Source organism: Clostridium sp. OM05-9, from assembly GCF_003481465.1.
GTDB lineage: Bacteria > Bacillota > Clostridia > Lachnospirales > Lachnospiraceae > Coprococcus > Coprococcus ammoniilyticus.
The window spans coordinates 34209-48522 of the sequence record NZ_QULF01000004.1 but is presented as its reverse complement, the minus strand read 5'-3'; the positions used below and the strand labels follow the sequence as shown (position 1 = coordinate 48522).

The 14314-nt window shown below is 39.4% G+C and carries 9 protein-coding genes; 8 read left to right on the top strand and 1 reads right to left on the bottom strand.

What is annotated here, in order from left to right; translation table 11 throughout:
* Window positions 1-85 precede the first annotated feature (85 nt).
* The 8 genes from DXB77_RS07450 to DXB77_RS07415 all read left to right on the top strand — a co-directional run bounded on the left by DXB77_RS07450 (window position 86) and on the right by DXB77_RS07415 (window position 13155).
* Window positions 86-391, top strand: a complete 306-nt coding sequence (locus DXB77_RS07450; protein WP_147353802.1) for a hypothetical protein — start codon at window positions 86-88, stop codon at window positions 389-391.
* Window positions 392-506: 115 nt separating this feature from the next.
* Window positions 507-3569, top strand: a complete 3063-nt coding sequence (locus DXB77_RS07445; protein WP_118662928.1) for a S16 family serine protease — start codon at window positions 507-509, stop codon at window positions 3567-3569.
* Window positions 3566-5158, top strand: a complete 1593-nt coding sequence (locus DXB77_RS07440; protein ID WP_118662927.1) for a hypothetical protein — start codon at window positions 3566-3568, stop codon at window positions 5156-5158. Before DXB77_RS07445 ends, DXB77_RS07440 begins: the two co-directional genes overlap by 4 nt.
* Window positions 5159-5192: 34 nt before the next feature.
* Window positions 5193-6710 (top strand): hypothetical protein, encoded by a 1518-nt coding sequence (locus DXB77_RS07435; protein WP_118662926.1) that lies wholly within the window; start codon window positions 5193-5195, stop codon window positions 6708-6710.
* Window positions 6703-7836, top strand: coding sequence for a hypothetical protein (locus DXB77_RS07430; protein WP_118662925.1), 1134 nt, complete (start codon window positions 6703-6705; stop codon window positions 7834-7836). Before DXB77_RS07435 ends, DXB77_RS07430 begins: the two co-directional genes overlap by 8 nt.
* Window positions 7837-8035: 199 nt before the next feature.
* Window positions 8036-10144, top strand: coding sequence for a glutamine synthetase III (locus DXB77_RS07425; RefSeq protein ID WP_117785025.1), 2109 nt, complete (start codon window positions 8036-8038; stop codon window positions 10142-10144).
* 189 nt (window positions 10145-10333) lie between these two features.
* The gene (locus DXB77_RS07420; RefSeq protein WP_118662924.1) at window positions 10334-12304 is read left to right on the top strand and encodes a DNA topoisomerase; all 1971 of its coding nucleotides are present in this window, start codon (window positions 10334-10336) and stop codon (window positions 12302-12304) included.
* 170 nt (window positions 12305-12474) lie between these two features.
* Entirely contained in the window at window positions 12475-13155 is a 681-nt protein-coding gene (locus DXB77_RS07415) for a UDP-N-acetylglucosamine pyrophosphorylase (protein ID WP_118662923.1), read from the top strand.
* 669 nt (window positions 13156-13824) lie between these two features.
* Here the strand turns inward: DXB77_RS07415 and DXB77_RS07410 are convergent.
* Entirely contained in the window at window positions 13825-14280 is a 456-nt protein-coding gene (locus DXB77_RS07410; RefSeq protein WP_021944031.1) for a hypothetical protein, read from the bottom strand.
* Window positions 14281-14314: the final 34 nt, after the last annotated feature.

Here is a 14314-nt window from a genome sequence, read left to right as displayed (position 1 = left end):
GGGAGATTTTTTATTCCGATTTGGACTTTTTTGGACACTTATACGGAGCTGGCGGCATGAAATAGTAAAGTATGTATGATATCTTGTGATTAGTGAAGAAATGAAACATTTAAGGGGTGAAAATATGACTCAAATTCAAGTATTAAATGATGAGCTAAAAATATTGTCAGATACTAAATTGAAAAATGAAGAAGATTTGTTGGACGAATTGAAACATGTTTTGTGTTTCACAATTGCGATTTATAAAATGCGTTTTGAAAAAATCAGAAAAACTAAATTGACGGAATTAGATGAAGCTATCCTTAATAAAAAAATACAGGATCTTATACTCATGATTCCGGTGGATGAGATGAAGGGCTTGGTGAAAATAGTATACGATTCACAAGAATAATTTTGAGAAGATGGTGAGTTGGAAAATAGCTGGTTGCAGATATGAATAAGTCGTACTGGGGGCGATATAGAAATCAATAGGAGCTTAATATATACGAAATAGGAGGAATCACAAAATGACATTTGAAGATACTTTATATGATGTAACAACAAAGATGGATGCGAGAGTGTTTCATTTAATGAATCATGGAAACCTTGATAAGGATCATAAACCGTTAGAAGAGATTGTAAGACTTTCTGATATTACAGTCACATCCGATGGTATGGCCGCTTTGAAAGTAGAAACTGATAGTAAGAAAAAGAAGGTTACAACCAATCGTAGGCCGGAATATTTTGATGGATATGTAGATAAGGTTGTATATATTTCAGGTCTCAAATCCGTAGACAAAGTTAAAAATGAGGAGAAGTGGTATATCTGTTCCTGCAGTGATGTGACAGATATGGAAGAAAGTCTTGTAAAGACCGATAAAATCCCGAAAGAAGAGAAAGTGAAGTTTCAGAGAAGTGTTGAGAAGTTCACTCCCGAAATACAGAAAGATCTGGGAAATAAAAAACTGGCACTTGCATACAAGAATACTGAAGAAGAGAAAAAGTCTGAAGTGACGATATACAAAGAGCAGGAAGAATTGGATGCACTATATAATGTACTCAAAAAAGTTATGCCACCGGAGTTTCGTAATGTTTATGAAACAATAAGATGCAGACTTGATAAAAACTGCTCATCATCTGAAAAACGTAATTACCTGAAACAGATGGGGGACATATTGGACATCGACTGGGTTCGTGATGCAGATTACAAATACATAGATATAGATGCTTTAAGGAAAAAGATAGAAAATGAACATATTGGTCATCGTAAGCAGCTTGAAGAGATATATACAGAATTTGAAGCTGCTAACATATCTGGTATAGCTCCTAAAACAATATGTCTGATTGGGCATCCTGATGTAGGACTCAATCATCTTGCTGAAGTGATTGCCGGTTCTATAGGGCGGGGACATACAGTGATAAATCTGGCGGGTATACAGATGAAGGAGACCGATTCTCTTACTGGTACATCAAAGATATATGATAATGCACGGGCTGGTCTGGTATATGAGCATATCAAGGAAGCGGGAGTGAGAGGAGTCTTTGTTATAGAAGATTTTGAGCTCTATGAATCTGGAATCAGAAATACGCTCCTTCCAATAATAGAGAAAACTTCGTTTGTTGATAAGTTTGTTGAGGTGGAAATAGGCCTTGCGAATATGTTCGTGATCGTTACATGCAGTGACATCAAGGATATTCCGATGTCGTTAAGAGCTAACATGACTACGATATATTTTCAGGATGCGGAAGAGTCAGAGATCATTGAGACAATCAACAAGATTATCGTGCCGAAGTATTGCAGGGAATATGGTATTGATTTTCCGAAGAAGATTCCGGCAAAAAGCTGCAGAATACTTATATACAAGCTTGCGAACATGGATATGAATAAGCTTGACAATGTAATCCGCACCATAGTTGTTAATACGGTGACAAAAGGAGAGACAGCCTTCCCGGATTTTTCAGTACAGAAAATCGATAATTATTATTATACAGAAGAAGATTATAAGAAACTTCATGATACTTATGTACGGAACATCACTGGTGCAGAGCACAAGTTCTTTGTCTGTTATGATGAGTATGAGGAGTGTGTACAGAAAAAGGCGATCAAGCTTTTTGAGATCCTTAACTGGGGAAATGATGAGAGTCAGAAGGAGTATGCAAGGGATGTAGTACATTATCTGGCAAATATCTTTAAAGGAGATACAGCACCCCTGGCTATCGGCTCAATAGTTGATGAACTGAATAAGACTCATTATCTTCAGAATGCTCTTGGGGAGAAAATTGAAACCGCGGTTTTGTCAAAGAAATTGGAAAAAAATACAGGCAGGATGACCGTTATCGGTTTAAAGGGCAGACCTGGAACAGGTAAAACCAGCACAGCAAAGGCGATAGCCAGAGCAACAGGAAGAAACTGTATTAAGATCAATGTAGGAGGTGCTGGAGGAGGCGAGATCATAAAGGGAACGAATAAAACAGTTCGTAATGCCGGACCTTCTATGATCATTCGGGAACTTGAAAAAAGTGGTCATGGAAGTTATTCAGATGTGATCATCTTAGATGAGGTAGATAAAGCTACACCGGATTTCTTTAATGCCTTATATGAATTTCTTGATCCGAATGAAGAGTATATATATGACCAGTACCTTGAGTGCCAGATCCCGAAAAATAACTTTATTGTGATTCTTACATTTAACGATATTACCTGTATCCCTTCACCAATCATAGATCGTATGGAGGTTGTTGAATATAGTAACTATTCAATTCAGGATAAGAAGATAATCATAACTGATTATATTCTGCCGAAGTTAAGGGAGAAGTTCTCGATTGGTGAACTGTCTATAACCGGTGACGCATTGGAACTGTATGTGAATCAGTATGATGTTCTTCCCGGTATGCGTGATGCGGAGAGAGATCTCGAATACATCCTTATGAGAATTGCAAGAAACAATAATGGTGAATTTGACGATTGTGTGGTCATTAGTAAGAAATTTTTACGCGAGGCTCTGGGGCAGGAGAGAACAGTAGGGATGAATGATGTGCCGCCACTTGCAGTGGGAAAATGCGGATTAGCACAGGCTCTCGCTGTTACAACAAGTGGTATTGGTGTATGCACGGCAGTGGAAACAGTTGTTAATCCTTATCAGGATAAGAAAGTTGTTGTAACGGGTTTATTAGAAGGCTCCTGTCTGGAATCGGTAACACTTGCGTGTTGTTATGCTGGAAGATATATGGAGAAAGAGCTGCCCAAGCTGCATATTCATATGACGGATGCTGTAAAGAAGGATGGACCTTCAGCAGGCTTAACAATAACGATGTCTATCCTTTCGTGTCTGTTAGAAAGGCCGATTCCTGACGGTATTGCCTTTACCGGAGCTATTGATCTTTATGGAAATATAGGACCGGTAGGTGGAACATTTGAAAAGTGTATTGCTGCAGAACGATCATTGATAAAAAAAGTTATTGTTCCATCCGAGTGTTACAAAAGTCTTGTAGACAGAAACGAGCTTTGCAGGTTAAGTGTAGAGCTAGTTCCGGTAGATACGATGGCAGATGTAACTAAATATGTATGGAGCGAGGAGGTGCAGATATGAATCCATTTATGCCATTTGACTACTTAGGGGATGTTGCTGAGTCGGCTTATAAAAAAATATATACCGGAGACGGAGCTGCATTTGGATCTTGTGTTGAAAGAATTTTATATGTACTTGACCGGCTGGTCAACGCAGATATGATCACCAATACGACAAGAAAAAGGATCAAAACATTTCTTGCAAGGGAAATGAGTTTGCCTGATATTCAGGTGATTTCAAGTCATACCAATCATGTTGTTCTGCTCAATACAGAGACACATGAACAGGATTCATTTGATCTTAGAGAATATATAACATGGATCACAGAGGCACTTTGTAAAGACTCAATCATGAAGAGAAATCTTCATGGCAGAGAAAATTATGAAGGTGTTAAGCGTGTTCTTAATGATTATGGGGATGACAGACAGAAAATTCTGTCATCTGATACCTGGATTGATTTTTATATCTGCGATGAAGTGATATTTTTCACAAAGAAGGATGAAGAAAATATCCATTTGTATATACAGAAAAGAGAAAAGGATGTATCAACTTTCCTGAGAGAACGTAATGCACTAAAGGATGCATTACTTATGGAAGAGGCACTGGCAGATGGCAGAATTTATCACTTCGATAATGATGAATCTGTATTTGTCGAAGATATACAGGGTGGCATAATAAAGATAGAAGATGTGAAAGACGACATATGCGATTATTCTTACATGCAGGGTAATATCCTCAATCAGCTGGCAGATGGCAGTCTTTTGATTCTTGAAGGCAGCAGACTTATTTGCCTAAACAAGACTGGAATCAAGAAGGTGGTTGTTGATAATGAATTTATTGGGGTAACCAGCATAGAGGGTAATGAAATTTATTGGAAAAGCAGATTCAGACGAAAGGATGTAGAGATAGGTAATAGTAGAGATATCGAAAAAGTAACAAGGAAGAAGATGTTACGTTGTCTGAAGAATGACAAAGTAAGTAAAGAGATGTTATGGAAAGGTTTGCTGTTAACTCTTTATGATTTTGACCGTATGAACTTTGATGAGCATATCGGTAACCGGATCAAATTTGCCTGCTTCTTCGATAGACTGCCCATGCCATTTACTTTGAGCAGAATCATGGACAAGCTGTCAGAAATGGAAGTATTCTGTTATAACGGAGACATTATCAAGGGTGATGGTTATGTAGAAACCATGGGTTATTTCATGAATATAGAGAACGTGGGGTTTGACGAGAAAAGCACAATTGAAGTGTTGACGTATCTGCTGGAAAATGTAACAATAAATCCATACGAAAGAATAGCAGCCAGCGCTGGGCATGAGGTTCTTGATTGTGTTGGATTTTTCTTTGGTGATACCGATGAAGAGAATAATCGGGGAAGTTATGATGGAGAAGATAAGGATTATCCAATGTTAGACGTCACTGACGATGAGTTCATGAGGCTGTTGGATAAAAAAATTGCTGAACTGGATAAACAAATTCAAAAGGAGGAAAGTAAAGGAAATAATCATTCACCAAAAATGAATGTCCCAAAAGAAGCAGAAAAGAAAACAGAAGCTTCTGATAGAGGTAGAAGCGCAGAGATAATCAGAATGCCGTTGGGTGACTGATGATAGGATACAGATGGATGAGAGGTGGAGAGTAATGGATAATAACAAAGACATATCAGATGAAGCTGTTACAGATGCTGTGGCAGATGAAGAAAAGAAAAAGCTAACTTCCAGAAGTTACAAGATTAAAGCTATTGTGATTATTTTTCTGTTGTTAGTTGCTTTTATGATAAAAGATTTTGTCATATTCAAAGAAACAGCATGGATCTCTAAAGGATCAGATATATTTGATTTTTTAAAATGGTGGCTTGATGAAAAAAAAGTTTACCTTATTGCGGGTGCGATAACATTATTGATACCATATGAGCTTATACATGATGAATTTATACATATTTGTAAAAGCGTGGAGCCAAACATAAGACGCAATAGAAGAAGGATTATTGTTGTGGCATCAATGATCGTGCCATTTCTAGCTAGTTATGTAATGATGTTAGATTGGAAATACTCACAGTGGGTAATAATATGCGGTGCAGTCCTGGAACTACTTATATGCTTGAATCTTAGACAGTTTTTTTACACAGTTACAGGCTGGTTAGTTTTTGCAGCATTACACACTGTTTGCATTTTTCTTTTGCTTTTGTATTTTATATATAACAAGGCAGACAAGGAATATGATTCACTATCCTTCTTTCGCTGGATAGACGTTATTTTTGCGATACTATTTCTTATTATAGCCATTTTAGCAATCTTGTTGTCATTGAGTATTTATGCAACATTCGAAGAAGATAAAACATTTAAATGTTTTATAGAAAATATGATTATTGTTTTTTCCCCGGTGGGAATGTTAGCTGCATTTGGTCATCTAAAGTCGGAATATGTGTTTTCAAGCGAAGGCTTTCGTGGACTTATGCCTATCGGGGAATACAGTGGATACAGATTCATAGATATGAGTTTGGCTGTATTTATTATTATTTTGTTAATTTGTGCGGCAAAATTGGTTTCCAAATATTCAAGGCGCAGAATGATATTATTAATAATGTGTTCATTTTTAACTGTATTTATCATAATAAGTGATATACTGGCGCGAATTGGAGTATTGGCAGATTATACAAGTTACTATTTATTGTTGGATATGGTTAATAGTATGATCTTATTTATAGTTGCCAGAACGTTGATTATTCCAGTTGCGTCATGTCCTGATTTGAAATGTCGCTTTATAGAGCCGGAGTTAGAAATTATAGACATGAAGTATGAAAAAAAGAAAATGGAAATAGAGATATGCAGCCTGAAAAAACAGCTGTCGTGTCTTTTGAATATGGTGGTCATACTTGATTTTAATGATGATGTATGGGAAGGAGAGTGTATAGATTTATTTTATGATGATGAACAGTGGCATGATGCTTTTTTGAAATATACAGATTTTGTCGATAAGTTTAAAAAAGAAAGGGAAAAGGATGGAATGCCGATAGATATTGCTCAATTAAATGAGATAATAGGGAAAATCAGAAAAGAAGAGAAAGAAAAGATCAAAGAGCTTTATTCAGAGTACATCGCTGAAACGATGGATGATGACGAGCTTGAGAATGAGGCAGGAGGCAAAAAACATGAATAAAGAAACAAATGATAACAACAACTCCACATATTTGCAGTCAACCAAAGCATACAGAACCAAGGCTTACCTGCTTGGCGTATTGCTGGCATTTACATTTGTGATCAGGGAGTTTTTTATTTATAATATCCAGCTTGGATTTGCCGAGTACAATGGTGTAGACAGACACAGCTTTATTGACTGGTTGGCAGTCTATAGGAATTATGATGGAATGTTTTTTCTTGGACTCTTGATTTTCCTCATACCGTATGAATGGATAGCAGAGAGACTAAAGAGCAAAATGGATCGTGTGACAGAAAAAACTGTTCATGCGAAGAAGCCGATATTATTTGTTGCGATGCTGGCTATGCTGCTAATCATGGGTTTGACAGCATTATGTGTTAGAAGTTCTTATCAGTGGGCATTTGTGATTTGTGGAGTGGGCATATCATTTCTGATCTGCCTAAAAGCCGGGAAGCTATTTGAAACTGAGACAAGCTGGTTATTGTATGCAGCCATATATAATGTGCTGGGCTATATTCTTTTTCTTTTGATCGCACGTTATGAGGCAGAGAATGGTTACAACAGGATAAGCACACTGATGTGCCTCAATGAGACAGAAGAAGAAGTACTTGTGGTACTGTTAGCTATGGGAGCAGCTTTATTTTGTGGTGTAATAAGTGCATCAGATAAAAACAGAACAGTGAAAAAAGTGGTGATAGATCTGGTCAGTGCTGTTCTTGCTCCGGGAGTTCTGTTATATGGATTGTTTCGCATATTAGGCAAAGTGGATGATGATGTGAGAGCACGGGCTAAGCTGCATGCTGATATTCCGGAGAATACGCGTTTGGGAAGTGGTATGACATCATTTGGTAAACCATTGTTCCTTGCAGTCCTTGCTTTATTGGTTGTAATTATTATATTAATGGCTATGAGCTGCAGATTGGTATCAAAAAGATCAAAACAGAGAGCTGTGATCGTATGCTGGTGTATGATAATAGCGATTGCATTTTTAATTGTGGATATTCTTAGTCATCTGGGAGTGATCACACAGCTGATGAACGATAGCATTTCATTTGATGGAGCATTGGTGATGCTTATGTTTATTGTCATAAGATCATTTGCAGGATGTGATAAGCCGCAACGATAAGCCGCAATATTTTAAATGCATAAGTCAGAAAGACTTTCCGAAATATATTCCAAAATTTTTGAAATTTAGGGGTTGATTTTTCAAATCAAAAGGAGTATATATATTGTATCAAATAAATAGACGAAATGAACAAAGGTGTTCCAAATCATTGGGACACCTTTCTTTTTTTGTTTTATCAGAAGAAAGGAAGTACAAAATTATGATGAACAAAATTTCAGCCGTATTCGGTTCACACGTTTTCTCCGATCAGGTTATGAGAGAGCGTCTTCCAAAAGCAGTTTATAAATCCTTGAAGAACACAATCGATAAGGGCGAACCTCTTGATACATCTATTGCAGATTCTGTTGCAGCAGCAATGAAGGAATGGGCAATGGAACTTGGCGCAACACACTATACTCACTGGTTCCAGCCACTGACAGAGACAACAGCCGAGAAGCATGATTCATTCGTAAGTACAGTAGGTGATGGCGGAGTTATTCTTCAGTTCACAGGTAAAGAGCTGATCAAATCCGAGCCGGATGCTTCATCCTTCCCTTCTGGTGGACTTCGTGAGACATGCGCAGCCAGAGGATACACAGCATGGGATTGTACCTCACCGGCATTTGTAAAGACAACAGATGCAGGAACCTGTATCCTTTGCATCCCTGCAGCATTCACATCATATACAGGTGAGTCACTTGACTACAAGACACCACTTCTTCGTTCCATGGATGCGATCAGCAAGGAAGCTTTAAAGGCACTTGCATTATTTGGAAATACATCAGCAAAGAAGGTTACAGCTTCTGTTGGTCCTGAGCAGGAATACTTCCTGATCGACAAGAAGAAATTCGCAAAGAGAACAGACTTGAAGCTTTGTGGACGTACCTTATTCGGTGCGATGCCTCCAAAAGGACAGGAGCTTGACGATCAGTATTTTGCAGCGATCAAAGATAAGGTTGCATCATACATGACCGAGTTAAATGAAGAATTATGGAAATACGGTATTCTTGCTAAGACACAGCACAACGAAGTTGCACCTGCTCAGCATGAGTTAGCACCTATTTTCTCAACAACAAATATTGCAACCGATCAGAACCATCTGGTTATGGCTACTATGAAGAAGATCGCAGCAAAGCATGATCTGGAATGTGTTCTTCATGAGAAACCATTTGCAGGTGTCAATGGTTCCGGTAAACATAACAACTGGTCAATTTCAACAGATGAGGGCGAGAACCTGATCGATCCTGGTAAACATCCGGAGACAAATCTTCAGTTCCAGTTCTTCCTTGCAGCCGTTCTTGCAGCCGTTGATAACAATGCAGAGCTGTTAAGACTGTCCGCATCATCCGCAGGAAATGACCACAGACTTGGAGCAAATGAAGCACCTCCAGCAATCATTTCAGCATTCCTTGGTGAGCAGCTTGAATCCATCGTTAAGCAGATCATCGAGAAAGGGGAAGCTACAGAATCACCAAAGGGCAAGACTTATGTATCCGGTGCATCCACACTTCCTACATTTACAATGGATGCTACAGATAGAAACAGAACATCACCATTTGCATTTACAGGTAACAAATTTGAGTTCCGTATGGTAGGTTCTACACAGTCCATCGCATTTCCAATGATGGTATTAAATACGATCGTTGCAGATCAGTTAAAGAAGATGACTGACGAACTGGAAGGTGCAGAAGATTTCGAGACAGCATGTAAGGCATTGATCAGAAAGACTCTGACAGAGCATCAGAAGATCATTTTCAACGGAAATGGTTATTCAGATGAATGGATCGCAGAAGCTGAGAAACGTGGACTTCCAAATATCAAATGTATGGTAGATGCAGTTCCATATCTGGCAGCAGATAAGAGCGTTAAGATCTTTGAAGGCCTTGGCGTTATGGATAAAGCAGAGTTATCAGCCAGAGCAGAAGTTATGCTTGAGAATTATGCAAAGAAGATCAACATTGAGGCACTCACAATGATCGAGATGTCAAATGAAGAGATTATCCCGGCAGTTATGGAATATCAGGCAGAGCTTGCAAAGGGTGCTGCTGAGATCAAAGCTCTTGGTATCGAACCAAGCGTACAGGTATCTCTGTTGAATACAATCTCTGAAAAGCTTACAGAGCTGAAGACAGCAACTGTAAAACTGGAAGAGCTTGTTGCAAAAGCTGCTGATTACGAAGATGATATCGAAGCATGGGCAAAATACTATCACAACGTAGTATTTGCAGCATTTGATTCTGTAAGAACACCTGCTGACGAACTGGAAAAAGAACTTCCAAAGACAGCATGGCCATTCCCTACATACGAGCAGTTATTATTCGAGCAGTAAGATCAAATACAGTAAATGTTTATTACAACCTAAAATAGTCAAAGGGCATCTCGTTTTCTGAATCGAAGGCGGGGTGCTTTTTTACTGTGCGGATATCACAAAAGCTATGGTCGAAACCTTCTTTTTCTGGTATTATAAAAAGGTGTGATGTGTAATATTGATCAAATATAAAAGAATCAGGAGTTTGATTTGAAAAACTTATATATAGCAGAAAAACCAAGTGTTGCAAGGCAGTTTGCAGATGTGCTTGGTGTAAAAGGAAATGCCGGAGCAGGTTATCTGGAATCGGAAGATTCTGTTGTGACCTGGTGTGTGGGACATCTGATCACGATGAGCTATCCGGATGCCTATGACGAGAAATTAAAAAAATGGGATCTGGCTACGATTCCTTTTATTCCGACAGAATTCAAATACGAAGTGATACCAGATGTCAGCAAGCAGTTCAAGATCGTAGCAGGGCTGTTGAACCGGGATGATGTAGGCTGTATCTATGTCTGCACCGACTCAGGACGTGAGGGAGAATATATCTACCGTCTGGTGGATCAGATGGCAAAGGTTGGAAATAAAGAGAAGCGGAGAGTCTGGATCGATTCCCAGACAGAGGAAGAGATCTTGCGTGGAATCCGGGAAGCCAAGCCGCTTTCAGAGTACGATTCGCTCAGCGATGCCGCATATCTTCGTGCAAAAGAAGATTATCTGATGGGTATTAATTTCTCCAGAGCCTTATCGTTAAAATACAGCTATGTGATAAGAAATTATCTAAAACTGGATAAATGCGTGATTGCGGTTGGACGTGTTATGACCTGTGTTCTTGGCATTATCGTGAAGCGGGAGCGGGAGATCCGTGAATTTGTAAAGACACCATTTTACCGTGTTGTTGGTACGGTAAATGTTACCGGGCAGACATTTGAGGCAGAATGGAAAGCGGTAAAGGATACACCGTATTTTAATTCACCGCTTCTGTATAAAGAAAATGGCTTCAAGCAGAAGAAGGATGCAGAAGATCTGGTGAAAAAGCTGTCGGCAAATGGAATGGAAGCCACTCTTGTTGCAAGCGAGAAGAAGAAAGAAAAGAAGGCTCCGCCAATGCTGTATAATCTTGCCGAGCTTCAGAATGACTGTTCTTCACTTTTTAAGATCAGTCCGTCCGACACCTTAAAGATCGTGCAGGAGTTATACGAGAAGAAGCTGGTGACATATCCGAGAACGGATGCCAGAGTGTTGTCAACGGCTGTGGCAAAGGAAATTTATAAGAATATATCCGGCCTGAAACGATATACACCGATGGCTGCCTATGCCGATGAGGTTCTGAACGTGGGAAGCTATAAGACGATCGCAAAGACCAAGTATGTAAATGACAAACAGATCACAGACCATTATGCGATCATTCCAACCGGACAGGGTATGGGTGCGTTAAGGGGATTGTCGGAGATCGCGGCAAATGTGTATGAGATCATTTGCAGACGATTCTTAAGCATCTTTTATCCGGCAGCAGAATATCAGAAGCTTGCAATGACACTGGCAAAGCAGGATGAATTCTTATTTGCCAATTTTAAATATATGTTAAAAGAAGGTTACCTGAAGGTTGCCACGAACCGCTTTGCAAGGAAAAAGGATGATACCAAATACAGCCCGGAATTCATCGAGACGATCGGACATTTGAAAAAGGGAGATATCCTTTCACTCGACAAATTCGAGATCAAAGAGGGCGAGACATCACCGCCCAAACGGTACAATTCCGGTACGCTTATCCTGACGATGGAAAATGCCGGACAGTTTATCGAGGACGAGGAGCTTCGTGAGCAGATCAAGGGCGCAGGTATCGGAACCAGTGCGACCAGAGATGGAATCATCACCAAGCTTGTAAATAACAAATACATTGCTCTGAATAAGAAAACGCAGATTGTAACACCGACATTTCTCGGCGAGATCATTTATGATGTTGTTTATTATTCGATCAATGGACTGCTTCGGGCGGATCTGACGGCAAGCTGGGAAAAAGGCTTGTGTGGTGTCGCTGATGGTTCGATCACGAAAGAAGAATATACAGACAAGATGAACACCTTTGTGATCAAATACACAAACTTGGTAAAAGGAATCAGTAATCAGAACCAGATTACAACAGTATTTGACAGAACAAGGGTATATTATAAAAAATAACCTTGAACACAGTTGCTTAATAGAAAGAATTATCCTTTGTGGATAGATGATAGCTTTTTAGAAAAGAATTATTCTTTGCGGATAAATGATTTTTTTAGATAAAAATTGTCCTTTGCGGATAAATGATTGTTTTCTATTAAATTCTGAAAAAGATAGTGAGGTATAAGAAAATGAATAATGAAACAGTAAAACAGGTAACGATCAAAGAATTATATGATCTGACAGAAACAGCAGCAAAGCCATTGCTTGAAAGCGTTACATATCCGTGGGAAGCGCTTCCGAAGATCAAGGACTTTATTATTGAACTTGGAAACAGCTTAGATCCGGAAGAGTATGAGAAACGTGGTGAAAATATCTGGATTCATAAATCAGCAACTGTATTTGATTCTGCTTATATTGCAGGCCCATGTATTATTGGAAAAGATACAGAGGTCAGACAGTGTGCATTTATCCGTGGAAGTGCTTTAGTGGGAGATAACTGCGTTGTTGGTAACTCCACAGAGTTAAAGAATGTCATTATCTCTAATAATGTGCAGGTTCCACATTATAACTATGTAGGTGATTCGATCCTTGGCTTCCATTCTCATATGGGAGCAGGCAGCATTACCTCTAATGTCAAGTCAGACAAAACACTGGTGCATGTCAAAGGCGCGGACTTCGATATTGCAACCGGTATGAAGAAATTTGGTGCAATGCTTGGTGACTATGTAGAGGTTGGTTGTAACAGCGTTTTAAATCCGGGAACCGTGATCGGCTCACATTCAAACATCTACCCATTGTCCCGTGTCAGAGGCTATGTGCCATCAAACAGCATCTATAAAGACCGGAACGACATCGTAACCAAGCATTAGACGCTAGCCTTTACGTTATGGTATAAGGACGAGAATGTGATGTAGATATCTTTTATTTTTCGGGCGTTTTCACTCTATTCTCACGTAGCGGTTCTAAACTCATCGCTTATGCGATTCGTTAAGTACCGACGTGAGAAAAGGCCGTCAAATAAAAATATCTACACACATTCTCTGTCTTTGATATCAAAGCTGCGTACCGGCCACACCTACCATCCTTCTGTATTGTGGTAAGCATACAAAGAAATATTTGACTATGCGATTTATGATTGAAAGGCAGCGCAGACAAGGCTGGGAAGAATACTGGCTCAGCGCACAAAAATCTGACGTACAGGAATGTTACATAACGCATCTTGGTATAGAAACACAAATCACCTGAGTAGAATGTCCTTATGTAGCAGACTACTTAGGTGATTGTACAGTAACAATAGCCAAGGCTGGAAACGGTGTTATGTCAATAAACAGATATATGCCGGACAACTGATATTGTGCAGCAAACCTGTCCACTTCTGTGTAACTTCGAACTAACCTCGGTAAGCCTCGCTAAGGTCTCAGTTACTCGCGTCGGTACTTAGGCTGCGTCTTTTGCAGCCTTATGTACCGCTACGTCGAGGATAGAGTGGGAACGTTTTGCGTAACAATAGTCAGTTGCCTGGCATATATCGTTCTATTTCATTGAACCACAGCCTTGGCGAGTGCCTCTTTGATAGCGTTGATCAGCAGCATCGAGGTATACTTGGTATCGCCGGAAACAGTGAGGTCGTCAATCGATGACACATACTGCAGGTCGGTGTTGATCGCCTCTAAAGAAGACGACAGGAGCGGATACATGGTGGTGACACTTTCGTCCAGATTGGAGAGCGCAACATCCTGGATAGAATGATCATCAACCGTAACCATAACAGACAGAGTAGATTCGCCGAGCGTGATAGTTGAATCATATGTACCGGGGTTATAAGAAGGCTCCGTTGTTTCAGAAGCGGTATTCGAAGAAGCAGTTTCTGAAACGGTGGCAGGTTTTTTGAACATGATCGTCAGTATGATGATAAACAGGGCGACAAGTCCGAGAAAAATAACCGTGTATATGATTTCTTTAGATTTTAAAACGATAAGCTTTGTGGATGCCATATAAATATTCCCCTCATTTATTATTACTATATTG

What these genes read in the sequence shown, in the direction of transcription:
- DXB77_RS07445 (WP_118662928.1), top strand. Translation starts at nt 507, where the DNA reads ATGACATTTGAAGATACTTTATATGATGTAACAACAAAGATGGATGCG.
- DXB77_RS07440 (WP_118662927.1), top strand. Translation starts at nt 3,566, where the DNA reads ATGAATCCATTTATGCCATTTGACTACTTAGGGGATGTTGCTGAGTCG.
- DXB77_RS07435 (WP_118662926.1), top strand. Translation starts at nt 5,193, where the DNA reads ATGGATAATAACAAAGACATATCAGATGAAGCTGTTACAGATGCTGTG.
- DXB77_RS07430 (WP_118662925.1), top strand. Translation starts at nt 6,703, where the DNA reads ATGAATAAAGAAACAAATGATAACAACAACTCCACATATTTGCAGTCA.
- DXB77_RS07425 (WP_117785025.1), top strand. Translation starts at nt 8,036, where the DNA reads ATGATGAACAAAATTTCAGCCGTATTCGGTTCACACGTTTTCTCCGAT.
- DXB77_RS07415 (WP_118662923.1), top strand. Translation starts at nt 12,475, where the DNA reads ATGAATAATGAAACAGTAAAACAGGTAACGATCAAAGAATTATATGAT.
- DXB77_RS07410 (WP_021944031.1), bottom strand. Translation starts at nt 14,280, where the DNA reads ATGGCATCCACAAAGCTTATCGTTTTAAAATCTAAAGAAATCATATAC.